Here is a 22,375-nt window from a genome sequence, read left to right on the forward strand (position 1 = left end):
CAGGTGAACTTAGCCTAACCTTTGCTGGACGTCGGCAGGTCCACGCGGAACTCCGTGCGGCCCGGCCGGCTCGTCAGCTCCACCTTGCCGCCGTGCGCCGCCACCACCGCGTCGACGATCGACAGGCCGAGGCCGGTGCTGCCGTTCTCGCGCGAGCGCGACTCCGAACCGCGCGCGAACCGCTCGAACACGTGCGGCTGCAGCTCGGGGGCGATCCCGGGCCCCTCGTCGAGCACGGAGAGGCAGACGGTGGAGCCGTTCGGCTCCAGCGCGACCGTGATCGCCGTCCCGGCGGGGGTGTGCGTGCGGGCGTTGGCCAGCAGATTGACCAGCACCTGGGTGAGCCGCGACGCGTCACCGGTGACGACGACGGGTTCCTCGGGCAGGTCCAGCCGCCACCGGTGGTCGGTGCCGGCCGCGTGCGCGTCGTTGACGGTGTCGAGGACGAGCCGGGTGAGGTCGACCGGAGCTCGCTCCAGCGGACGGCCCGCGTCCAGCCGGGCGAGCAGCAGCAGGTCCTCGACCAGCGCCGTCATCCGCTCCGACTGCGACGAGATCCGCCCCACCGAGTACGCGGCCTCCGGCGTGAGGTCCGCGCGGCGGGTCAGCTCGGCGTAGCCGCGGATGGCGGCGAGCGGGGTGCGCAGCTCGTGGCTGGCGTCGGCGACGAACTGCCGCAGCCGCGTCTCGCTCTCCTGCCGGGCCTCCAGCGCCGCGCCGACGTGGTCGAGCATCGTGTTCAGCGCCGCCCCGACCGTGCCGACCTCCGTGGCCGGGTCGGCGACGGGCACCCGTTCGGCGAGCGACACCTCACCGCGGTCGAGGGGGATCTCGCTGACCTTCGCCGCCGTCGCGGCCACCCGTTGCAATGGCCGCAGCTCCCGTCGCACGAGGACGAGCCCGGCCGCGCCCGCCCCGGCCAGCGTCACCCCCGCGACGATCACGGAGATGATGATCAGCTGCGCCACCGTGTCGTCGACGCGCCGCTGGGTCAGCCCGGTCACCAGCACCACCCCGGTGGTCATCCGAGAGGCGACCAGCCGGTAGTCGCCGAAGTCCCCGATCGTCGCGGAGGTCGGCGGGGCCCCGGGGGTCAGCGCCAGCAGCTGCGGAAAGTCCGCCTCGGGCACGGGGACGGGATCGGCGTCGCGCGGGTAGACGGCGGCGCCCACGACCTTGCCGTCGTTGACGACCGCCGTGAGGGTGTCGGGGTCGCGCGGGGGCACCGGCAGCTGCGGCAGCGGTGTGCCCTGCTGCGGCCCGATCACGATCCTGACGGCGAACCCGTTGGCGCCCCGGAGGTCCGCGTCGAGCCGGTCGATCAGGCGATGCCGCAGGATCAGCGTCGTCGACACGGCGATGACGGTCGCGGCGACGGCGAGCAGCAGCACCACGACCGCCACCAGCCGCGCCGTCAACGTCCGGGGCGCGAACCTCATCCGGCGGCTTTCAGCACGTACCCCGCCCCGCGCACGGTGTGGATCATCGGTGAGCGCCCGGCGTCGATCTTCTTGCGCAGGTAGGAGATGTAGAGCTCGACGACGTTGGACTGGCCGCCGAAGTCGTAGTGCCAGACGCGGTCCAGGATCTGCGCCTTCGACAGCACCCGGCGCGGGTTGCGCATCAGGTAGCGCAGCAGCTCGAACTCGGTGGCCGTCAGCTCGACGACGTCGTCGCCGCGCCGCACCTCGTGGCTGTCCTCGTCGAGCACGAGATCGCCGACGACAAGCTCGGAACCCTGCCGGGCCGCCGCCGCCATCCCCGAGCGGCGCATCAGGCCACGCAACCGCGCGACCAGCTCCTCCAGGCTGAACGGCTTCGTCACGTAGTCGTCGCCGCCCGCGGTGAGCCCGGCGACGCGGTCCTCCACCGAGTCCTTCGCCGTCAGGAACAGCACCGGGACGTCGGGCGTCTCGCCGCGCAGCCGGCGCAGCACCTCCAGCCCGTCGAAGTCGGGCAGCATCACGTCCAGGACGACGGCGTCCGGGCGGAACTCCCGCGCCACCCGCACCGCCGAGAGGCCGTCGGCCGCCGTGCGGACCTCCCAGCCCTCGTAGCGCAGCGCCATCGACAGCAGGTCGGACAACGTCGACTCGTCGTCGACGACCAGCACCCGCACCGCACCCCCGTCGGCGCGCCGCAGCGACGGGACCTGCTCGCTCACCGGAAACATGCTAGTCAGGCTCGCGCGCGCGGCTGTGGCGTCGATGGGTGAATCCTGTGTGCCCGCTGTGTACGTGGTCCGTCACGTGCAGACGAACGGGCCTGTTCCGGGCGTTCCTGCACGAGATCGGCGCATCGAGGGAACCGCGCGCCCTCCGGATCCGTCAAAGCCCCGACCATCCACCGGAAGGGGTATCCCATGTCCACCGCCACCAGCACCGTCTTCACCGGCTGGCCCGCCGACGCCGTCGCGTTCCTGAGCGAGCTCGAGGCCGACAACACCGCGGAGTTCTGGGCCGCGCAGCGGCATCGCTACGACACCGCGGTCCGCCCGCCCACCAGCGCACTGGCCGCGGCGCTCGGGGCCGAGTTCGGTCCGGTCCGGGTGTTCCGGCCGTACCGCAACCGGCGGTTCCGGCCGGACGTCCCGCCGTACCGCACCGACACCGGCGGGGTGGCCAGCACAGCCGGTGGCACCGATCGGGGGTTCGTCCTGTCCGGCAGCGGGCTGGCGGTGACGGTGGGCCGGTACGCGTTCACCGGGCCGGCGCTGCGCGCCTACCGCGCAGCGGTCGCCGGCGACGCGGGCGGGGAGCTGGCCACGGCGCTCGCGGCCGCGGCCGCCGGCGGACTGTCCCTGCTCCCGGCCCCGTCGGCCGCGCGCACACCCCTTGGCTACCCGGCCGACCATCCGCGCGTGGCGCTACTGCGGTTGCGCGCGCTGCAGGTCGGCCACACGTGGGCGGTCGGGCCGTGGCTGAGTACGCATGAGCCGCTCGCCCGGGTCGCGGGGGCCTGGCGGGCCGCCGCGCCCCTGGTGGCCTGGCTGGACGCGCACGTGCCGGAGGTCGGTTAGGGCGCGCTGGAGCTACTGGGCGGTAACGTGCGGGCGTGTCCGCCGAACGCACACCCGTACTGGTGGGGGTGGGGCAGGTCCGGGGCAACCGCGCCCGCGACGTCGCCGCCGCTCGCGAACCCGCCGAGCTGGTGTCGGCGGCCGTCGCCGCGGCAGCGGCCGACTGCGGTGCCCCGGGGCTGCTCGCCGCCACCGACACCGTCGCCACGGTGCGCACCACCAGCTGGGCCTACGCCGACCTCGCCGGCAGCATCGCGGCGGAGATCGGCGCGCGGCCGCGGCACACGGTGGACTCGAGCGTCGGTGGGCAGTGGCCCGCCGTGCTGCTGGAGCAGGCGGCCGCGCGCATCGCCGACGGCTCGTCCCAGGTGGCGCTCATCGCAGGCGGCGAGGCGATGGCCTCGCTCGGCGCGCTGCGGGCCGCCGGCACCGATCCCGTTGCGGCGGGCTGGAGCAGCGCGCCCGGTGGACCACCTGCCTTCGACCCCGAGGAGATCGGCAGCCCGGCCATGCTCGCGGCCGGGATCCTGCTCCCGCGCCGGGTCTACGCCCTGTTCCACTCGGCGCACCGGCACGCGCTCGGCCTGTCCCCGGACGCCGCGATCGCCCGGTCCGCGCGGCTCTACGCGGCCTTCACCGAGGTCGCGGCGGCCAACCCCGCCGCGTGGAACCCGCAGGTCCGCACGGCTGCGGAGATCGCGGAGCCCGGCCAGGGCAACCGGATGGTGGCCGAGCCGTACACGCTGGCGCAGAACGCGATGCCGCACGTCGACCAGGCGGCCGCCGTGATCGTCACGTCCCTGGCCGCGGCCCGCGCGCACGGCGTGCCGGAGGAGCGGATCGTGCACGTCGTCGGCGGTGCCGGCGCGAGCGACGCGACCGACGTGCTGGCCCGGCCCTCGTTCGCTTCGTCGGCGGCGCTGGCCGACGCGCTCGACCGCACGCTCGCCGGGCTCGATCCGGCCGAGCTCGACGTCATCGACGTCTACAGCTGCTTCCCCGTCGTGCCCGAGCTGGTCGCCGACCACCTCGGGTTGCCGGTCACGTCCGTCGCCGGGGTGACCGGCGGGCACAACGCCTTCGGTGGGCCGCTGTCGAGCTACACGCTGCACGCGCTGGTCGCCGTCACACAGCGGCTGCGCGCCGGCGGCGGCCGCGCGCTCGTGCACGGCAACGGCGGCTACCTCACCCACCAGCACGCGCTGCTGCTCTCCCGCGATCCGATGCCGTACCGGGGCGACCCGCAGCCCCGCGACACCGCCGGCCCGGCGCCTCGCCTGGTGCCGGTGCCCGACGTCGCCGAGGCCGTGGTGGAGGCCGCCACCGTCGAGTACGGCCGTGCGGGCGCACCCGAGCAGGCGTTCCTGGTTGCCCGGTTGCCCGACGGGGCGCGCATCGCCGCCACCACCGCACCCGGCGACCCCGACGCGGCCATGGCGCTGTCGCTCCACCGCCGCGGGGCGCCGCGGGAGATCGTCGGGGTGCCGGTCCGCGTCACCCGCAAGGACGGCCACGTCGCCGTCGACACCCTGGAGGGTTGATGACCGATCCGTGGCTCACCGACGAGCGACAGGCCCTGCGGGCGCTGGTCGCCGACTTCACGACCCGCGAGATCGTCCCCCACCTCGCGGAGTGGGAGGAGGCCGGCGAGCTGCCCCGCGAGCTGCACGAGGAGGCGGCGGCCGTCGGGCTGCTCGGGGTCGCGTTCGGAGAGGAGGTCGGCGGAGGCGGCGGCGACGCGATCGACGGGTTCGTCGTGGCCGAGCAGATCCTGCTCTCGGGCGGGTCAGGGGGCGTCGTGGCGTCGCTGCTCACGCACGGCATCGCCGTGCCGCACATCGTGGCGAGCGGCGACGCCGACCTCATCGAACGGTTCGTCCGCCCGACGCTGGCCGGCGAGAAGATCGGCGCGCTCGCCATCACCGAGCCGGGCGGCGGTTCCGACGTCGCCGGTCTCACCACGCGGGCGGTGCGTGACGGCGACGAGTACGTGGTCGACGGCGCGAAGCTCTACATCACCTCCGGCGTGCGGGCCGACTTCGTCACGACGGCCGTGCGCACGGGCGGTCCGGGCCACGCGGGGATCTCGCTGCTCGTCGTGGAGAAGGGCACGCCCGGGTTCACCGTCAGCCGCAAGCTCGACAAGATGGGGTGGCGCTGCTCCGACACCGCCGAGCTGTCCTACGCCGGCGTGCGCGTCCCGGCGGCCAACGTGGTCGGCGCCGAGGGCAGCGGGTTCGTGCAGATCGCGCAGCAGTTCCAGAGCGAGCGGCTCTCGCTGGCCGTGCAGGCCTACGCCACCGCCCAGCGCTGCTTCGACCTCACGATGCAGTGGATCCGCGACCGCGAGACGTTCGGTCGCCCCCTCGCGACCCGCCAGCTCGTCCGCCACCGGATGGCCGAGATGGCGCGCCGGATCGACGTCGCGCGCACCTACACGCGCACCGTCGCCGCACGCTGGCTCGCGAGCGGCGGTCAGCTCACGGAGACCGCGATGGCGAAGAACACCGCTGTCGCGACCGCCGAGTTCGTGGCGCACGAGTGCGTCCAACTGCTCGGCGGCATGGGCTACATGCGCGAGCACGAGGTGGAGCGGCACTACCGCGATGTGCGCATCCTCGGCATCGGGGGCGGCACCAACGAGATCATGAACGAGATCATCGCCAAGCAGCTGGGCCTCTGATCGAGGGACGGCCTGAGAACGTCCTGTGCGATCTGTGTAACGTCCCAGCCCTTTCGACGGACAATCCCACGATCGGGTTACCACGTGGGGGTGGGTCGGGGATGACGTCAGCACTGACGGAGAGAACGCAGCGGTACCGCGGTTTCGCTGCGGTGCTGGTCGCGCTGACCATGATGGCGAGCCTGTTCGGGGCCGCCATCCTCACCGCGCGCGCTGCGCAGGCGCAGCCGGTGTTCCTGGAGCCGGCGCACGCCGTCGGCGAGGACCCGTTCGTCCCGTCGCTGCTGTCGCCGGCACCGGCCGCCGAAACGGTGCCCGAGAACGCCGGCACCGGCGACCAGCACACCTGCGACCCCGCCACGCTCACCGCGTACCTCAACGGGCACGCCGCCGCGGCCGCGGCGTGGACGGCGGCGCTCAACGCCGACCCGACGTTGAAGTGGAGCGGTGGCAACAAGGTGGGCGTCGACCAGATCGCTGCCTACGTCGCCGAGCTGACTCCTGCCGTGCTCGGTGGCGACATGCAGGTCACCAACCACCGCTTCGTCGACGGCCACCTCGGCGCCGTGCAGTCGGTGCTGCAGGAGGGCACCGCGGTGCTCGTCGACGCCGACGGCACCCCGCGCGTCCGCTGCGCCTGCGGCAACCCGCTCGCCCCGGCCGCCTACACCGACGACGACGACAACGACTACGTCGGTGAGCCGTGGCAGGGCTTCAGCTACGACGAGTCCGACGACACCGAGGCGTGGCACCACGACGACGACTCCGACCACCCGATCGTCGACGACTGCCACCGCGGCGAGTACCGCGACGACGACGGCAACTGCGTGCGGCACTGCCCGCGCGGCACCTGGCGCGACGACGACGGCCACTGCCGCGCCCCGGTCGAGCACTGCGACCGCGACAAGCACGACTGGTGCAAGCCGCGCCCCGACTGCAAGCCGGACGATCCCGGTGCACCGGTCGCGATCTCGACCGACGGCGACCGGCACGGGCCGCCCTGCCGCCCGCACTGCCCCGACGGGAAGACCTGGAAGGACGGGCACTGCGTCCCGCCGCCGTCGCACCCGAAGCCGTGCGGGGACGACGGCAAGGCCTGCCCGGCCGACCCGCCGAAGGACCCGGTGAAGGACCCGGCCAAGCCGGTGTGCGACGTCGTGGGCGCGGTCGCCGGTGCCGTCGACTCCGTGGTGGGGATTAAGCCGGACGACCCGTGCTCGCCCGCCCAGGCGAAGAAGCCGGGTGCCGAGGGCACGCCCGACAAGACGGACCCGCCGGCGCAGAAGCCGGCCGAGCCGGCGCAGCCGCCGCTGCCGCCGCTGACCGGGCCGGACAAGGTCCTGCCTGCACCGGTCGAGCAGCCGCCGGCGCCGCCGAAGGTCGAGGTCCCGGCTCCGCCGAAGACCGACCCGCCGGCCAACACCGGCCCCACCACGGAGTCGGTGAAGGAGCCGGCGAAGGAGCCGGCGAAGCCGCCTGCGGGCGGGCAGGCGGAGGGACATCCCGACCTGTCGCTGCCGGCGGTCGTGCCGGCACTGCCGCTGCCGAACGCCGGGCCCGCGTCCGAGGCGCCCAAGCCTGCGCCGGAGGTCAAGCCCGCGCCGGAGGTCAAGCCGGCCCCGGAGGCCAAGCCCGCACCCGAGGTGAAGCCGGCCCCTGAGGTCAAGCCTGCACCGGAGGTCAAGCCGGCACCGTCTCCTGCCCCGGCTCTGCCGAAGATCGTGCCGCCGCCCGTCGAGGTGCCGCCTGTCGCCAAGCCGGCCCCGGCGCCCGCTGCGAAGCCGGCCCCGGCTCCCGCGGCGAAGCCCGACCCGACGCCGGCGCCGAAGCCCGTGGTGGCGGTGAAGCCGGCTGTCACCTGCCCGAACGGTACGGCGATGCCGGCTGCCGGCTGCACGATCCCGGAGACCGGGGTGCCGGTGGGCTGGGTGCAGAAGGGCACGCGGATGGTGCCCGCCTGACGGTCTACCGCACCGGGAGTTGATCAAGGGCAGAGCGTCGTTGTTCGATCATGAACAGCGACGTTCTCCCCTTGATCACCGACACGACGCGCGGCGTCAGCGGGCGCGCCAGTACCCCGTCGCGTAGACGGCGCGGCGGTCGAGGCCGCGCTCGTCGAGCAGGTGCTTGCGCAGGTCCTTGACGCAGGTCGACTCGCCCGAGAGCCAGGCCTGCCCGCGTCCCGCCGGGAAGGTGGCGGCGCGGACAGCAGCGGCGAGCGGTTCGCCGGGCGGCGCGTCGCCCCGGTGGACCCAGACGAGCTCGGCGGCGCCGGGCAGCTCCTGCTCCTCGGCGGCGTCCGCCACCTCGAGGAACGCCACCGCCGGCACGCCGGCGGGCAGCGCCGCGAGCACGGTGGCGACGGCCGGCAGCGCCGTCTCGTCGCCGATGACGACGTGGAAGTCGGCAGCCGGGTCGGGGTCGTACCGGCCGCCCGGCTCGGAGACGCCGACCCACGCGCCGGGCTGCGCGTCGCGCGCCCACGCCGCGGCCGGGCCGTGGCCCTCGTGCAGCACGAAGTCGACGTCGAGCTCGCCGCCGTCGGGGTCGAACCGGCGCACCGTGTACGTGCGGATGGTCGGCCGCGCCTCGCCCGCCGGCCACACGGGCCCGCCGGTGCTGGCCCGCGGCACCGCCGGACGCTCCTGGCCGGGCACCGGGAAGAACATCTTGATGCGCCGGTCCGGCCCGGTCCCGCCGAAGCCGGCGAGCTCGTCGCCGCCGAGGGTGACCCGCACCATCCGCGGCGTCACCCGGACGCTGCGGCGCACCTGCAGCAGACGCGGGGCGGTAGTCGTCACGCCCGGAGATTCTGCCCGGCCTCGCCCTGCCGCTGCGCCAGACCCGTCCAGGCGAGGTCCATGAGGTAGTCGGTGGCCTGCTCGGCGGTGACGGTGTCGCCGTCGCCGCGGCCGCGCCACAGCGCGAGCCGCTCGGTGGCCCCGACGATGATCTGCGCCCACCCCTCGACGCGCTGCGGCTCGACGCCCGGGCGGGCGGCGGAGAGCATGCCGACGATGAAGTCCACCTGCTGCTGGCGGATGGCCTCCAGGCTCTCGGACGCCGCACCGGTGTCGGACTCGGTGTAGAGCAGCATCCACGCCGGGCCCTGCGCGTCGAGGTAGTCGAAGAACGCCCGGGTGCCGCGGCGCAGCGCGTCCTCGGCGCTGGTGGCGGCCGCGACGGCGGTCGAGGTGACGTCGAGCAGCTCCGCGCGGGCGCGGGCGATGCAGGCCAGCAGCAGCCCGTCCTTGGAGCCGAAGTGGGTGTAGAGCACCGGTTTCGTGACGCCGACGAGCTTCGCGACGGCGTCCATGGACGCCTGCTGGAACCCGCGCTCGCTGAAGACCCGGACGGCCGCGTCCAGGATCTGCCGCTCGCGCTCGGCGCGGCCGAGGCGACGGCGAGGCGCTCTGGTCTCCACCGAGCCATCCTACCGCAGGTAACTTACCCTCGGTAACTTGTTGGGTGGGTACGGTTCCCCGGTGAGCGTAGTGGTCGTCGGGGCCGGGATCGCCGGCATCGCGTGTGCGCGGGAGCTGGCCGCCGCCGGCGTGGCGGTGCAGGTGCGGGAGCGGGCGGACCGGATCGGCGGCCGCATGTGCTCGCCCGAGCTGGACGGGCGGCCGGTCGATCTCGGTGCCGCCTACTTCACGGTGCGCGACGACGGGTTCGCCGGGGTCGTCGACGGCTGGCGCTCCCGCGGGCTGGTGCGGACGTGGACCGACACCCTCGACGTGATCGAGAACGGCACTCGTGGCACGGCGCCGGGGCCGATGCGGTGGGCCGCGCCCGGCGGGCTGGGCGGGCTCGTCGCCGATCTCGCCACCGGTCTGGACGTCCGGCTGGGGCACACCGTGCGGTCGGTCGAACCCGGTCCGCTCGTCGACGGGGAGCCGACCGACGCGGTCGTGCTGGCGATGCCGGACCCGCAGGTCGGCGCGCTCGTCGACGCGCCGGCCGCGCGCGGTCGGGAGTGGCGGTCGGTGCTCGCGGTGGCGATGCGGTGGCGGGAACGCGTGTGGGCACCGTTCCCGGCTGCCTTCGTGAACGGGCACCCGCTGCTGACGAGTGTCGCCGACGACGGCGACCGGCGCGGCGACGGCGCGCCCGTGCTCGTCGCGCACGCCACCGGCGGGTCGCCCGCCGAGGTCGTCGCGGCGGCGCGGGAGCTGCTGGACCTCCCCGAGCCGGAGTCCGTGCACGCGCACCACTGGCCGCACGCCGCCCCGGTCGACGGGCGGGACGAGCCGTACCTGGCCGGTGCGGACGGGATCGCGCTCGCCGGCGACGGGTGGGGCAGCAGCCGGGTGGAGACGGCCTGGCGCTCCGGTTCGTTGCTGGGACGGGCCCTCGCCCAGCGGCTCGCCACGGGTTAGCGTCAGGCATGACCACGGTCGTGCCTGACGAGGTAGCCGCCGAGTTGCTGGCGGCGCTGCCGCCGCGCCGGGTGCTCACCGATCCCGACACCGTCCGCAGCTACCTCCATGACGAGGCCGAATGGGCCCCGTACGGGCAGGCGATCGCGGTGGTGCGCCCCGAGTCGACCGACGAGGTCGCGGCCGTGGTGCGGGTGTGCGCGCGGCACCGGGTCCCGGTCGTGCCGCGCGGCGCGGGCACCGGGCTCTCCGGCGGGGCGAACGCGGTCGCCGGTTGTGTGGTGCTCACCACGGAGAAGATGAACGCGATCCTGGAGATCAACGGGCCGGAGCGGCTCGCGGTCGTGCAGCCGGGGGTCGTCAACGACACGCTGCGCGCGGCCGTCCGTCAGGAGCGGCTCTGGTACCCGCCGGACCCGGCGAGCGCGCCGTGGTCGACGATCGGCGGCAACGTCGCCACCAACGCGGGTGGGCTGTGCTGCGTGAAGTACGGGGTCACCCGCGACTACGTGCTCGCGCTGGAGGTCGTCACGGCCGCGGGGGAGGTGCTGCGGCTGGGCCGGCGGACCGCGAAGGGGGTCGCGGGCTACGACCTCGTCGGGCTGATGGTCGGCTCGGAGGGCACGCTCGGCGTGATCACCGAGGTCACCGTGAAGCTGCGGCCGCTGCGCACCACCGAGCCGCGCACCGTCGTCGGCTTCTTCGACACCCTGGAAGCGACGGGCGAGGCCGTCGCCCGCGTGATCGCAGCCGGCCTGCAACCGGCCGCGTTCGAGCTGATCGACCGGTTCAGCCTGAAGGCGGTCAACGCGTGGAAGCACGCGGGCCTGCCCGAGGACTCCGCGGCGCTGCTGCTGGCCCAGACCGACCTGCCGGAGCCGGCGGCGGCGCAGGAGGCCGACGCGATCCTCGCCGAGTTCACCGCGGCCGGGGCGACCGACGCGATGCAGTCCACCGACCCGGCCGAGGCGGACGCGCTGTTCGAGGCGCGCCGGATGGTCTACCCGGCGCTCGAGCAGCTGGGACAGGCGATGCTGACCGAGGATGTATGCCTGCCGCGGCAGAAGCTCGCCGAGATGATCGGTCGCATCGTCGAGATCGGGGAGCGGCGCGGGGTGCAGATCGCGACGGTCGCGCACGCCGGCGACGGCAACCTGCACCCGCTGATGCTCACCCCGCACGGCGACGAGGAGGCCAAGCGCCGCGCGCAGGGCGCGTTCGACGACATCGTCGCCGCCGCGCTGGAGATGGGCGGCACCGTCACCGGCGAGCACGGTGTCGGCCTGCTGAAGATGCCCGGCATGACGCAGGAGCTGGGACCGGGGGTGCTCGCGCTGCAGCGCAGCGTCAAGCAGGCGCTCGACCCGCACAACATCCTGAACCCCGGCAAGGTCGTCGGGTTAGCGTGAGCGCGTGCTGCTCCCCGCTCTCGCCGACCCGTCCGACCGTCCCGCGCTGCGCTTCGGCGACCGCGAGCTGACCTACGCCGAGCTCGCCGGCGCCGTCGGCGCGCTCGCCGGTGCGCTGGCCGGGCGCTCGCGCGTCGCCGTCCACGCGACGGCGAGCCTGGAGACGGCCGTCGCGGTCGCGGCGGCCGTGCACGCCGGCGTGCCGATCGTGCCGGTCAACCCGAAGCTGGGGGAGCGGGAGCTCGCGCACGTGCTCGGCGACTCGGTCCCGGAGCTGGTGCTCGCCGCGCCCGGCGTCGCGCTGCCGGACGGGTACGCGGGCCTCCCGCGCGTCGAGATCGACGTGGCTGCCCGAGCCGGGTCCGACGCGGCCGACGTCCCGGAGAGCGCGCCGGCCCTCGTGATCTACACCTCCGGCACGACGGGGCCGCCGAAGGGCGCGGTGCTGTCGCGACGCGCGATCGCCGCCAACCTGGACGGGCTCGCCGAGGCGTGGGCCTGGACCGCCGACGACCTGCTCGCCCACGCCTTGCCGCTGTTCCACGTGCACGGGCTGGTGCTGGGCGTGCTGGGTCCGCTGCGCCGCGGCGGGCGGCTGCGCCACCTCGGCACCCTCGACGCGGCGACGCTGGCAGCGAGCGGCGCGACGATGGTGTTCGGCGTGCCGACCCAGTACCACCGCCTCGCCGACCAGCTCGAACGCGACGCCGACGCGGCGGCGGCCGTGGGCCGGGCCCGGCTGCTGGTCTCCGGCTCGGCGGCGCTCACCGCGGTCGACCACGCCCGCATGCGGGCCGCCACCGGCCTCGCCGTGCGGGAGCGCTACGGACTCACCGAGACCCTCATCCTGACCGCCGCCCGCGTCGACGACGAGCCGGAACCCGGCTCGGTGGGGCGCCCGCTGCGCGGCACCGAGCTGCGGCTGGTGCCCGTCCCGGACTCGGCGGACCTCGGCACCGTGGAGGTGCGCGGTCCCTCCCTGTTCGACGGTTACCTGAACCGGCCGCCGCGCGGTGCCGACGAGTGGTTCGCCACCGGCGACGTCGGCCGCTGGACGGAGTCGGGCCAGCTCGCGCTGGTGGGGCGCAGCGCCACCGACCTGATCAAGTCCGGCGGCTACAAGATCGGCGCAGGGGAGATCGAGAACGCGCTGCTGGAGCACCCCGGGGTGGCCGAGGCGGCCGTCATCGGGGTGCCCGACGACGACCTCGGGGAGCGCGTGGTGGCCTTCGTGGTGCCGGCCGGACCCGCGCCGGACGCGCAGGAGCTCACCGATCACGTCGCCCGGCTGCTGGCGCCGCACAAGCGGCCGCGCCGCGTCCGGTTCGTCGAGGAGCTGCCCCGCAACGACATGGGGAAGGTGCAGAAGGCGAAGCTGCCGCGCGATTGAGGGGCACTCGTTCGGGGCACCCGACAGGGATGAGCGCCACCACCGACGAGCAGACGACCTTGACCTTCCGCGGCCCGGCCGAGGCGAGCATCCCGCCCGTCGCGGGTCTGCCCGGCGTGCACGGCGACGAGGCCGCGCCGGCCCGGGTGCTGGAGGTGGAGCGCTACGACACGGCGGACCTGCGGCTGGCCGCTGCCGGTGTCACGGTCTCGGTGCTGCGCGACGACTCGCCGGCCCGGTGGGAGCTGCACACCCCGGGTGACGGGGACCCGCTGCACCTGCCGGTCGACCCCGACGCCGCCCCGGGCGCGCGGCTGCCGCTGCCCGCGGGGATCGCCGAGCTCGTCCGCGGCGCGGCGCGCGGGCGGAACGTCCGTCCGGTCGGCCGGGTGCGCACCACGCGCACCGAGCACCGCCTGCTCGACGAGTCCGGCGCGCGGCTGGCCACCGTCGTGCACGACCACGTCACGCTCTCGACGCTGGGCCGCAGCACCGAGGTGGAAGCGTGGACGGAGGTGGCGATCGACGCCCCGCCGGCGCTGCGCCCGGCGCTCGCGGACCGGGCGGCGGAGGCCGGGCTGCGGCGGGCCGAGCCGTGCGGGGAGGCGGAGCTGACGCGCCTACTGCGTCCGGCCCGTCCGGAGCGGGCGCGCCCGTCGGAGAAGCGGGCCGGTGGCGCGCTCGTCGCCTACCTCGCGAAGCACAACGACCGCCTCGCCGCCGAGGACCTGCGGGTGCGCCGCGGCGAGCCCGACTCGGTGCACCAGCTGCGGGTGGCGGCGCGGCGGCTGCGCAGCGCACTGCAGGGCCACCGCCGCCTGCTCGACCGCGAGCGCACCGACCCGCTGGTCGAGGGCCTGCGCCGGCTCGGCCAGGCGCTCGCCCCCGCTCGGGACGCCCAGGTGCAGCGCGAGCGCGTGCTGGCCGGCCTCGCCGAGCTGCCCGACGAGCTGCGGCTCGGCGGCGCGGCCGCGGTCGCCAACCGGTACTTCGCGCGGATCGAGAGCGAGAGCAACGCCGCCGCCCTCACGGCCCTCGACAGCGTCGAGTACGTCCGGCTGCGGGAGCAGCTCGACGAGCTGGTCGCTGCTCCTCCGCTGCGCAAGCGGGCGGCGAAGAAGGCGAAGAAGGAGCTGCCCCGGCACGTCGCGAAGCAGCAACGGCGCTTCGCCGCGCGCGTCGAGCACGCGCTCGACCCCGAGCTGCCGCCCGAGCGGCGCGACATCGCGATGCACGAGGCACGCAAGGCGGGCAAGCGGCTGCGCTACGTCGCCGAGGTGGCCCGTCCGGCCGTCGGCAAGCCGGCGAAGCGCTACGCGAAGGCCGTCAAGGGCATCCAGCAGGCGCTCGGCGAGCACCAGGACACCGTCGTGTCCCGCGGCACCCTCCGCAGCCTCGGCGCCCTCGCCCACACCGACGGCGAGAACGGCTTCGCGTTCGGCGTGCTGCACGGCCACGACACCGCCCGCGCCGCCGCCGTCGAGGCAGAGCTGCCGGAGCTGTGGCGGCAGGCGTCGCGCAGGAAGCTGCGCCGCTGGATGGAGTGAGCCGCCGCTGTGCCACGATCGGCAGGTGAGTGCTCCTCGCGACCCGGTCGCCGACCTGCGCCGCATCGCGTTCCTGCTCGAACGGGCGCACGAGTCGACCTACCGCGTGCGGGCCTTCCGCGGCGCCGCCAACGGGCTCGACGGCTGGGACCCGGAGGAGCTCACCCGCATCGCGCTGGCCGGTGAGCTGACCCGGATGAAGGGCGTGGGCGAGGTGACGGCCAAGTGCGTCGTCGAGTCGCTCACCGGGGTGGTGCCGAGCTACCTGAAGCGGCTGGAGGAGACGCCGCCCGACCCGCTGGACGCGCCCGTCCAGGAGCTGCTCGACGCGTTGCGCGGCGACTGCCACAGCCACACCGACGCGTCCGACGGCGGTTCGCCGCTGCGCGAGATGGTCGACACCGCGCGCGGGCTGGGCCACGACTACCTCGTCGTCACCGACCACTCGCCGCGGCTGACCGTCGCCAACGGGTTGTCGGCGGCCCGGCTGCGGGCGCAGCTGGAGCAGATCGCTTCCTTGAACGAGGAGTTGACCGACTTCCGGGTGCTCACCGGCATCGAGGTCGACATCAACGAGGACGGCACCCTCGACCAGGACCCCGGCCTGCTCGCCGAGCTCGACGTGGTGGTGGCGTCGGTGCACTCCAAGCTGCGGATGGCCGCCCCGGAGATGACCCGGCGCATGCTGCGCGCCATCGACAACCCGCTCGTCGACGTGCTCGGGCACTGCACCGGCCGCATGGTGACGGGCAGCCGCAAGCGTCCCGAGTCGCAGTTCGCCGCCGACAAGGTGTTCGCGGCCTGCGCCGACAACGGGGTCGCCGTGGAGATCAACTCGCGGCCGGAGCGGCTCGACCCGCCCAAGCGGCTGCTGCGCCAGGCCGTCGAGGCGGGGTGCGAGTTCACCATCGACACCGACGCGCACGCCCCCGGCCAGCTCGACTGGCTGCGCAACGGCTGCGAACGCGCCGTCGCCTGCGAGGTGCCGGTGGAGCGGGTGCGCAACACCTGGACGGTCGAGCGGCTGGTGGGCAGCCGCGCGTGAGGACGCGTTCGCGCGTGCCTCGATCGGGGGACGCGCGAGCGGGTGGAGAGTCTCGCTCCGCGACGGCGGGAGCGGTCGAATGTGCGCGCGGGGCGGTGGGTGACGAAAGGGATCTGGGGCCGTCACCCACCGCCCCGGCCCCGGCGGCTGCTCAGTAGTGGTAGCCGGTGGAGCGGTTCAGCTCCGCCGCCGTGGGCGGGTCGGCGCCTCGGCGCGAGCACGTGATCGATGCCGCCTCGGCCGCCCGGTCGAGCAGCCGGTCGAGCGTCTCGGCGTCGATGGCGCGGAGCCGGTCGCGGGCGGCTGCGCCGAGCAGGCCGCGGTCGTGCAGCCCCGCGAGCAGCGCCGCGGAGAACGTGTCGCCGGCCCCGACGGTGTCGACGACCTGCACGGGGATGCCGGGTCGCCGGGTGCGCAGCCCGCCGGCGCTCCCGGCGATGACGCCGTCCCCGCCGAGGGTGACGGCGACGACGGCGGGGCCGCGGCCGAGCCAGTCGTCGAGCACGTCGGCGGGGGTGGTGCCGGGCAGCAGCCACTCGAGGTCCTCGGCGCTGACCTTCACGACGTCGGCGAACGCCAGCACCTCGTGGACGCCGGCGAGCACGTCGGCGGGGTCGCCCATGAGCATCGGCCGGCAGTTGGGGTCGTAGCTGATGGTCGCGGTGGCGGCGGCATCGGCCAGCAGCGACCGCAGCACGCCGGCGCCGGGTGGGGTGGTCAGCGCGAGCGAGCCGGAGTGCACCGCCACCACGGACGGGTCGATCGCCCCGACGAGCTCGTCGGCGCTCCACTGCCAGTCGGCGGTGCCGTCGATGCGGAAGTCGTAGCTCGGGCCGCCGTCCTCGCCGACGGTGACCAGCGCCAGCGACGTCTGCTCCCGCGCGGTGACGACGTGGTCGAGCTGCACGCCGTTGCTCGCGAGGTGCTCGCGGATCCGGCGCCCCATCGGGTCGTCGGCGATCCGGGCGAGCAGCCGGGCCGGCACGTCGAGCCGGGCCAGGCCGAGCGCGACGTTCGCGGGGCTGCCCCCGGGACGGGCCTCGAAGTACTCCCCGACCGGGGCCGGGACGAGGTCGACCAGCGCCTCGCCCGCGACGGCGATCGTCACTGCGTGACCACGGAGTCGAGCTTCTCCAGCACGCCGTCGTGGATGCGGGCGAGGCCGCGCGGCGCGAAGGTGCGCTCGAAGAACCCGCCGATGCCGCCGGCGCCGTTCCACGAGGTGTCGACGGTGACGGTGCTGCGGTCGCCGTCGCCGGCGACGGTCCAGGTGGTGACCATGCTCGAGTTCGTGTCCGCCTCGACGAGCTGATGCGCGGCGGGCTCGGTGACCTCGACGACCTGGTCGCGCACCCGCGACTTGGTGGCCTGCAGCTTCCACGCCACCCGGCTGCCGGCACCGTGACCACCGGACTCGACGCGGTAGTCGGAGTAGCTCTCGGTGAGGATCTTCGGTCGGGTCGTGGCGTAGTCGGCGAGCGCCGCGTACACCTCGTCGGCCGGGGCTGCGATGGACCGCCTGGCCTGTGCCGTCACCTGTGCCATGACCGACATCCTGCCGCAAAGGCCGCGACACGCGACCGGCCGGCTTCCTAGACTCGCGAGGGTGACGGCAACCACCGCGGGCACCGGTCAGATCACGACGATCGAGGAGCTGGAGGCGCTCATCGGCAGGCCGGCCCCGCCGTCGGCCGACAAGGTGCGCACGTCCCTCGACGCGATCGACGTCGAGTGGATCGCGGCCACCCCGCTGATCATGCTGGCCACGAGCGACGCCGACGGGCGCTGCGACGTCTCCCCGAAGGGTGACCCGGCCGGGTTCGTGCGCGTGCTCGACCCGCACACCATCGCGATGCCGGAGCGGCCGGGCAACCGGCGCGTCGACGGTTACCGCAACATCGTCGTCAACCCGCACGCCGGGCTGATCTTCCTCATCCCCGGCCGCGACGACACGCTGCGGATCAACGGCCGCGCCCGCATCGTCACCGACGGTCCGTACTTCGACGACATGGTCGTGAAGGGGCACCGGCCCCGGTTGGCGCTGGAGCTGCAGGTCGAGGAGGTCTTCTACCACTGCGCGAAGGCGTTCCTGCGGTCGAGGACGTGGAAGCCGGAGACGTGGGACACCGGCCGCGTGCCGAGCCGCGCCCGGATCTCGCACGCCCTCGAGCGGAAGGACCAGCCGCTCGCCGAGGTCGAGGCGCACTACGGCCCGGCGTACGCGGAGAAGATCTACCAGGAGTCCTGAGCGGGCTATCCTCGTCCGATCGGTGGGGGACGAGTCGATCGGAGGGCCCGTGCCGGAGCGCGTGCGCGGCGGCGGGGTGCAGTCGCTGGATCGGGCGTTCGCGCTGCTCGAACACCTCGCCGACGGCGTCGGTCCCGACGGGGTGGCGCTGTCGGAGCTGGCGAGCCGCTCCGGCCTGCCGTTGCCGACGATCCACCGGCTGGTGCGCACCCTCGTGGCGTCGGGGCACGTGCGGCAGCTCCCGTCGCGGCGCTACGCGCTGGGGCCGCGGCTGATCCGGCTGGGCGAGGCGGCGTCGCGCATGCTCGGCGAGTGGGCCCGCCCGCAGCTCACCGCGCTCGTCACGGCGACGGGTGAGTCGGCGAACCTCGCGATGCTCGACGGCGACGCGGTCGTCTACGTTGCGCAGGTGCCGTCGCAGCACACGATGCGCATGTTCACCGAGGTCGGACGCCGGGTGCCCGCGCACTGCACCGGCGTGGGGAAGGCGCTGCTCGCGACGCTGCCGACGGTCGAGGTCCGGGCGCTGATCGCGCGCACCGGGCTGCCGGCCGCCACCCCGCACACGATCACCGACCCGGCGCTGCTGCTGCGTGAGCTCGACCGCGTGCGGGCCCGCGGCTACGCCGTCGACGATGCCGAGCAGGAGCTGGGCGTGCGCTGCGTCGCCGTGGCGGTGCCGGGAGCGCCCTCCGCGACGGCGCTGTCGGTGTCCGGCCCCGCCGCGCGCGTCACGTGGGAGGCGGTGGAGCGGATCGCGCCGCAGCTGCAGACGGCCGCGCAGGCCCTCGCCGGGCAGCTGGCGGCGGCCGCACCGGGCTGAGGCACCGGCCCCGGGTGCGGCGTTGATCATGGGCAGAACGTCGCTTCCCAAGATCCACCAGCAACGGTTTGCCCATGATCACCGTCGCGGCCCGCCCACTCCGCGACCGGGCCCTCGTGCAGCGCCGCGTACACCCGGTCGCGCAGCGCGTTGGCCGCCGCCGCGGTCAGCGTGCGGTCGACGGGGCGCAGCACCAGCCGGACCAGCGCGTTCACCTGCCCCGGACGGGTGCCGAGGCGGGGCGGCAGCTGCTCGTGCGGGGTGATCGCGCGCAGTGACAGCTCCTCCAGCGCGTCGGCGTCGGGGCCGAGCGCGGCCCGGGCGCGGTCGCCGAGCAGCTCGACGTCGGCGTCGGCGGCGTCGAGGACGAGGGACAGGTCGCGGCGGGCCGGCGGCCGCTGCGAGACCGGCCGCCACGGGGAGAGGTCGAGCATCTGCCCGGCGATGCGCGGATCGGTGGCGCGCAGCAGCCGGATGTCGGGCACGCCCTTGCGCAGCATCACCGCGCGGTCCAGCCCCATGCCCAGCGCCAGACCGCTCCAGCGCGCGGGGTCGAGCCCGGCGCCCGCCAGCACGGCCGGCGCGGCCAGCCCGCACTCGGCCAGCTCCACCCACCCGTCGCCGTCGCGCACGTCGACCTGGCAGCCGTCGACCGTGTACGGGTGGACGGCGGGTTCGGTGCGCACGGCCCGACCCGGCACGGCGGCCGCGGCCACCGCGTCGATCATCCCGGCGAGGTCGGCCGGGCGCATCGGGCGGTCGCGCACGATCCGCCAGAGGTCCAGCTGGTGCGGGGTGCCGACGTGGTGGCGGTCGACGGCGTCGCGCCGGTGCACCATGCCCGGCAGCACGAGCAAGACGTCGGTCGTGTCGCGGTCGAGGGCTCGCAGCGCGCCCGGCACCCCGGAGCTGACGTGGCTGCGCAGCATGGTCGTCGGGGTGACGTAGTGGCTGTAGCGGGCGTCGCGCGTGACCGCGTCCGGGGCGTAGCCGAGCCGGTCGTAGTTGTCGGCGACGTCCACGACGGGGTGCGGGCGGTGCTCGATCGCCGGCACCCGCCAGCGGGCCGTCAACGCCGCGACGACGTCGTTGACGACGAGCTGGACGGCGTGCGGTCCGGCGGCGGGATCGGTCAGGTCGCGGACGGCGAGCGCGGCGGACAGGGCGTCGGGGGAGAGCAGCACGGCAGGTCCTCACGGTGGCGGTGGCAGGGGATCGACCCCCCGGCCGCCGGGCACGAGGACGCGCGGCTAGCGCCCCCCGCCGCGTCGCGGCCGGGGGCGACCGAATCGCCGCACCGTGTGCATGCCGGGGAGGGTAGGCCCGGCCCCCGTGGCAGCAAAGCCACTTTCCCGTCAGGGCGTCAGCACCAGGCGGCCCCGCAGCCCGCCGTCCGCCAGCCTCCGGTGTGCTTCTGCCGCCTGTGCCAAGGGGAGGACGTCCGCCACCCGGGCGGTCAGGCGGCCGGCCGCGGCCAGCTCCGACAGCTGCCGCAGGCGCCGTCCGTCCGCGCGGACGGCGACGCGCGTCACCCGGCTTCCGCGCAACGGTGGTGGCGCGGAGCCGAGATGCACCGACACGAACGCGCCGCCGCCGCGCAGGGCGTCGTGGGCGGCGACGCCGACGACGGCGGCGTCCAGCACCCCGTCGACGCCGCCGGGCACCTGCGCGCGCACGGCCGCGCCGAGCCGTTCGGCGTCGCGGGGCACGAACCGCTCGGCGCCGAGGCTGCGCACCAGCTTCTCGTCGTCCGCCCCGGCCACGGCGACCACCCGCAGGCCGGCCGCGACGGCCAGCTCCACCGCGTACCCGCCGACCGCGCCGGCCGCGCCCGTGACCAGCGCCGTCGAGCCGGCGACGAGGTCCAGCACGTCGAGCGCCTGTGCCGCGGTGAGCGCGTTCAGCGGCAGCGTCGCCGCCTCCACCGCGCTCCAGCCCGCCGGCGCCGGCGCGACGGCGTCCGCGTCCAGCACGATCCACTCGGCGTACGCCGCCGTCGGCACGTCGAGGCGGTCGGCGAGCCCGATCACCGCGTCGCCGACGGCGAACCCGGCCACGCCGTCGCCGATCGCGTCGATCTCGCCGGCCACGTCCCAACCCAGACCCAGGCGGTCCCGGGGCACCACCAACCCGGCCGCGGTCGCGGCACCGGAGCGCACGAACCCGTCGACGGGGTTCACGGCGGCCGCCCGCACCCGGATCCGCACCTGGCCCGGCCCCGGCTCGGGCACCGCCACCTCGACGAGCACGGCCGCGTCGGGGCCGCCGGGCTCGTCCACCACGACCGCTCTCATGGAGTGCTGCACTGAAATGGTCATGCTGCACACCTTCGGCGCGTTACTCTCCATGGGGAAGAAGGCACCTTGAAGTGCGTACCGCTCCTGGAGGTAGGACGTGACGACCCGTACCGCGGCCCAGCGCCGCGAGCTGGCCGCGATCGAGTACAACGCGTTCATCCGCGAATGCCCCACGCACAAGCTGCTCGCCCGGATCAGCGACAAGTGGGTGAGCCTCGTGCTGGTGGCCCTCGCCGTGGGCCCGCAGCGCTACAGCGAGCTGATGCGCACCATGCCCGGGATCAGCCAGAAGATGCTGACGCAGACCGTCCGGTCCCTGGAGCGCGACGGCCTGGTCGCGCGGACGGCGCACGCGTCGGTGCCGGTGCGCGTCGACTACCGGCTCACCCCGCTCGGGGAGACGCTGCTGCCGGTCATGCGCCAGATCAAGCAGTGGGCCGAGCGGCACATCGACGAGGTCGAGGAGGCCCGCGACTACTTCGACGGCGTCACGAGCGACAGCGCGTAGGACCCGTACCACTCGCCGGCCGACGGAGCGTCGCCACCGCAGTCGCCGTCGGACTCGCCCGGCCGCTTGATCCACAGCAGCGCGTCGACGAGCGGGATGCCGGGGTTGAGCGTGGGAGCCTCGCCGAGGCGCCGGCCCGGCGGGTTGCACCAGCCGTCCGCCGCGTCGGGGGCACCGTTGCGGCTGGTGTCGATGACGAAGTGCTTCCCGCCGAGCGCGGTCGAGATCGCGGTGCCGTAGGTGACGTTCTCGGCGGTCGAGCCGAAGTTGGCGACGTTGAGGCTGAACCCGGCGGCCTGCGTCACCCCGGAGCGGCGCAGCGCGTCCGCGGTGGCGGCGACGTCGCCGGTGAAGCCGGGATGGCCGGCGTCGAGGTAGACCGCGGCGCCGGCGGCGGCGAGCTTGCGCGTGGCGTCGGCGAGCAGCGCGTACCGCGCGTCCGGGTCGCCGGCGCACTCGCCCTGCAGCGCGTGCGGGATCGCGTCCGGCTCCAGCACGACGATCGCGCCGCTGCCGCGCACGGCCTGCGCGAACGCCGTCGACCAGAGCTCGTAGGCCGCGGCGTCGCCCGCACCGCCCGCGGAGTAGCCGGCGCCGCAGTCGCGACCGGGGATGGCGTACCCCACCAGCAGCGGCCGTCCGCCCGCGGCGCGCGCTCGGGCGAGGTAGGGCCCGACCTGGCCCGCGACGTCGTCGGCGCTGCCCGTGACCCACTCGGGCTGCGGCTGCCCGGCGATCTTCTCCAGCGCGGCCGCGTCGGCCGTCCGGCCCTGCGCGCGAAGGGTGCGCACCTGCTCGGGGGCCGCGCCCTCCGAGTCGACGAAGAGATGATCGGCGCACACGATGCCGGCCGCGCAGGGCACCGCGGCCGGGACGCCGGCCGGTGCCAGCAGGACGGCGACGAGCGCGGCGGCAACGCAGGGGAGCACCTCAGCAGGTTGACACCGCGGATCGGGGCCGGACGGCACTGCAACCCGGTCGGGCGTCGGGGACCGCCCGATCCGGGGTGATGCGGATCGCTCGGGCG

General features: G+C 75.1%; 21 protein-coding genes. 12 read left to right on the forward strand and 9 right to left on the reverse strand.

The annotated features are described in order from the left end of the window. Positions 1-14: 14 nt before the first annotated feature. Positions 15-1,439: a sensor histidine kinase gene (locus ACQEVB_RS18105; protein ID WP_432972500.1), complete on the reverse strand. Its 1,425-nt coding sequence runs from the start codon at positions 1,437-1,439 to the stop codon at positions 15-17. After that, the gene (locus tag ACQEVB_RS18110; RefSeq protein WP_432972503.1) at positions 1,436-2,173 is read right to left on the reverse strand and encodes a response regulator transcription factor; all 738 of its coding nucleotides are present in this window, start codon (positions 2,171-2,173) and stop codon (positions 1,436-1,438) included. The genes ACQEVB_RS18105 and ACQEVB_RS18110 overlap by 4 nt, the downstream gene beginning before the upstream one ends. A gap of 189 nt (positions 2,174-2,362) precedes the next feature. On the opposite strand from ACQEVB_RS18110, the gene ACQEVB_RS18115 reads away from it, so the two are divergent. The 4 genes from ACQEVB_RS18115 to ACQEVB_RS18130 all read left to right on the forward strand — a co-directional run bounded on the left by ACQEVB_RS18115 (position 2,363) and on the right by ACQEVB_RS18130 (position 7,663). Continuing rightward, complete coding sequence (locus tag ACQEVB_RS18115; protein ID WP_432972506.1) at positions 2,363-3,019, forward strand: DUF2461 family protein; 657 nt, start codon at positions 2,363-2,365, stop codon at positions 3,017-3,019. A gap of 35 nt (positions 3,020-3,054) precedes the next feature. Further along, on the forward strand, positions 3,055-4,560 hold the full coding sequence (locus tag ACQEVB_RS18120) for an acetyl-CoA acetyltransferase (RefSeq protein ID WP_432972509.1): 1,506 nt from the start codon (positions 3,055-3,057) through the stop codon (positions 4,558-4,560). Next, on the forward strand, positions 4,560-5,702 hold the full coding sequence (locus ACQEVB_RS18125; RefSeq protein WP_432972512.1) for an acyl-CoA dehydrogenase family protein: 1,143 nt from the start codon (positions 4,560-4,562) through the stop codon (positions 5,700-5,702). Before ACQEVB_RS18120 ends, ACQEVB_RS18125 begins: the two co-directional genes overlap by 1 nt. A 101-nt stretch (positions 5,703-5,803) precedes the next feature. Beyond that, positions 5,804-7,663 (forward strand): DUF6777 domain-containing protein, encoded by a 1,860-nt coding sequence (locus ACQEVB_RS18130; RefSeq protein WP_432972515.1) that lies wholly within the window; start codon positions 5,804-5,806, stop codon positions 7,661-7,663. Between the two features lie 96 nt (positions 7,664-7,759). Here the strand turns inward: ACQEVB_RS18130 and ACQEVB_RS18135 are convergent, their stop codons facing one another. Further along, complete coding sequence (locus tag ACQEVB_RS18135; RefSeq protein ID WP_432972518.1) at positions 7,760-8,503, reverse strand: siderophore-interacting protein; 744 nt, start codon at positions 8,501-8,503, stop codon at positions 7,760-7,762. Beyond that, positions 8,500-9,126 carry a TetR/AcrR family transcriptional regulator gene (locus tag ACQEVB_RS18140; protein ID WP_432972521.1) on the reverse strand — a complete coding sequence of 209 codons (627 nt, stop codon included), beginning with the start codon at positions 9,124-9,126 and terminating at the stop codon, positions 8,500-8,502. The genes ACQEVB_RS18135 and ACQEVB_RS18140 overlap by 4 nt, the downstream gene beginning before the upstream one ends. A gap of 61 nt (positions 9,127-9,187) precedes the next feature. Here ACQEVB_RS18140 and ACQEVB_RS18145 point away from each other — a divergent pair, with 61 nt between their 5' ends. The 5 genes from ACQEVB_RS18145 to ACQEVB_RS18165 are packed head-to-tail and all read left to right on the forward strand — an operon-like array spanning position 9,188 to position 15,472. Continuing rightward, on the forward strand, positions 9,188-10,081 hold the full coding sequence (locus tag ACQEVB_RS18145; protein ID WP_432972524.1) for an NAD(P)/FAD-dependent oxidoreductase: 894 nt from the start codon (positions 9,188-9,190) through the stop codon (positions 10,079-10,081). 8 nt (positions 10,082-10,089) lie between these two features. After that, the gene (locus ACQEVB_RS18150; RefSeq protein ID WP_432972527.1) at positions 10,090-11,490 is read left to right on the forward strand and encodes an FAD-binding oxidoreductase; all 1,401 of its coding nucleotides are present in this window, start codon (positions 10,090-10,092) and stop codon (positions 11,488-11,490) included. A 4-nt stretch (positions 11,491-11,494) separates the two neighbouring features. Continuing rightward, positions 11,495-12,880 carry an AMP-binding protein gene (locus tag ACQEVB_RS18155; RefSeq protein WP_432972530.1) on the forward strand — a complete coding sequence of 462 codons (1,386 nt, stop codon included), beginning with the start codon at positions 11,495-11,497 and terminating at the stop codon, positions 12,878-12,880. A 29-nt stretch (positions 12,881-12,909) separates the two neighbouring features. Continuing rightward, positions 12,910-14,427 (forward strand): CHAD domain-containing protein, encoded by a 1,518-nt coding sequence (locus ACQEVB_RS18160; RefSeq protein ID WP_432972533.1) that lies wholly within the window; start codon positions 12,910-12,912, stop codon positions 14,425-14,427. Between the two features lie 25 nt (positions 14,428-14,452). Next, positions 14,453-15,472, forward strand: coding sequence for a PHP domain-containing protein (locus ACQEVB_RS18165; RefSeq protein WP_432972536.1), 1,020 nt, complete (start codon positions 14,453-14,455; stop codon positions 15,470-15,472). A 151-nt stretch (positions 15,473-15,623) separates the two neighbouring features. On the opposite strand, the gene ACQEVB_RS18170 is transcribed toward ACQEVB_RS18165, so the two are convergent. Further along, positions 15,624-16,580 carry a carbohydrate kinase family protein gene (locus tag ACQEVB_RS18170; protein ID WP_432972538.1) on the reverse strand — a complete coding sequence of 319 codons (957 nt, stop codon included), beginning with the start codon at positions 16,578-16,580 and terminating at the stop codon, positions 15,624-15,626. Then, the gene (locus ACQEVB_RS18175; RefSeq protein ID WP_432972541.1) at positions 16,577-17,017 is read right to left on the reverse strand and encodes an SRPBCC family protein; all 441 of its coding nucleotides are present in this window, start codon (positions 17,015-17,017) and stop codon (positions 16,577-16,579) included. The genes ACQEVB_RS18170 and ACQEVB_RS18175 overlap by 4 nt, the downstream gene beginning before the upstream one ends. A 61-nt stretch (positions 17,018-17,078) precedes the next feature. On the opposite strand from ACQEVB_RS18175, the gene ACQEVB_RS18180 reads away from it, so the two are divergent. Both ACQEVB_RS18180 and ACQEVB_RS18185 read left to right on the forward strand, forming a co-directional pair. Then, the gene (locus ACQEVB_RS18180; RefSeq protein ID WP_432972544.1) at positions 17,079-17,720 is read left to right on the forward strand and encodes a pyridoxamine 5'-phosphate oxidase family protein; all 642 of its coding nucleotides are present in this window, start codon (positions 17,079-17,081) and stop codon (positions 17,718-17,720) included. Positions 17,721-17,742: 22 nt separating this feature from the next. Next, complete coding sequence (locus tag ACQEVB_RS18185; protein ID WP_432972547.1) at positions 17,743-18,543, forward strand: IclR family transcriptional regulator; 801 nt, start codon at positions 17,743-17,745, stop codon at positions 18,541-18,543. A gap of 26 nt (positions 18,544-18,569) precedes the next feature. Here the strand turns inward: ACQEVB_RS18185 and ACQEVB_RS18190 are convergent, their stop codons facing one another. Together ACQEVB_RS18190 and ACQEVB_RS18195 are read right to left on the reverse strand one after the other, a co-directional pair. After that, positions 18,570-19,727, reverse strand: coding sequence for a hypothetical protein (locus ACQEVB_RS18190; RefSeq protein ID WP_432972550.1), 1,158 nt, complete (start codon positions 19,725-19,727; stop codon positions 18,570-18,572). 171 nt (positions 19,728-19,898) lie between these two features. Beyond that, on the reverse strand, positions 19,899-20,837 hold the full coding sequence (locus ACQEVB_RS18195) for an NADP-dependent oxidoreductase (protein ID WP_432980432.1): 939 nt from the start codon (positions 20,835-20,837) through the stop codon (positions 19,899-19,901). Positions 20,838-20,937: 100 nt separating this feature from the next. Between ACQEVB_RS18195 and ACQEVB_RS18200 the strand changes: the two genes are divergently transcribed. Further along, positions 20,938-21,348, forward strand: coding sequence for a winged helix-turn-helix transcriptional regulator (locus tag ACQEVB_RS18200; RefSeq protein ID WP_432972553.1), 411 nt, complete (start codon positions 20,938-20,940; stop codon positions 21,346-21,348). On the opposite strand, the gene ACQEVB_RS18205 is transcribed toward ACQEVB_RS18200, so the two are convergent. Beyond that, the gene (locus tag ACQEVB_RS18205) at positions 21,315-22,277 is read right to left on the reverse strand and encodes a glycoside hydrolase family 6 protein (RefSeq protein ID WP_432972556.1); all 963 of its coding nucleotides are present in this window, start codon (positions 22,275-22,277) and stop codon (positions 21,315-21,317) included. The genes ACQEVB_RS18200 and ACQEVB_RS18205 overlap by 34 nt on opposite strands. Between the last annotated feature and the right edge of the window lie 98 nt (positions 22,278-22,375).

The organism is Pseudonocardia sp. CA-107938 (assembly GCF_050936315.1).
Classification (GTDB): Bacteria; Actinomycetota; Actinomycetes; order Mycobacteriales; family Pseudonocardiaceae; genus Pseudonocardia.

Coding starts and splice junctions, on each gene's coding strand:
- ACQEVB_RS18175 (WP_432972541.1), bottom strand. CDS start 17,017: ATGGCACAGGTGACGGCACAGGCCAGGCGGTCCATCGCAGCCCCGGCC.
- ACQEVB_RS18105 (WP_432972500.1), bottom strand. CDS start 1,439: ATGAGGTTCGCGCCCCGGACGTTGACGGCGCGGCTGGTGGCGGTCGTG.
- ACQEVB_RS18160 (WP_432972533.1), top strand. CDS start 12,910: ATGAGCGCCACCACCGACGAGCAGACGACCTTGACCTTCCGCGGCCCG.
- ACQEVB_RS18130 (WP_432972515.1), top strand. CDS start 5,804: ATGACGTCAGCACTGACGGAGAGAACGCAGCGGTACCGCGGTTTCGCT.
- ACQEVB_RS18110 (WP_432972503.1), bottom strand. CDS start 2,173: ATGTTTCCGGTGAGCGAGCAGGTCCCGTCGCTGCGGCGCGCCGACGGG.
- ACQEVB_RS18115 (WP_432972506.1), top strand. CDS start 2,363: ATGTCCACCGCCACCAGCACCGTCTTCACCGGCTGGCCCGCCGACGCC.
- ACQEVB_RS18125 (WP_432972512.1), top strand. CDS start 4,560: ATGACCGATCCGTGGCTCACCGACGAGCGACAGGCCCTGCGGGCGCTG.
- ACQEVB_RS18195 (WP_432980432.1), bottom strand. CDS start 20,837: ATGAGAGCGGTCGTGGTGGACGAGCCCGGCGGCCCCGACGCGGCCGTG.
- ACQEVB_RS18150 (WP_432972527.1), top strand. CDS start 10,090: ATGACCACGGTCGTGCCTGACGAGGTAGCCGCCGAGTTGCTGGCGGCG.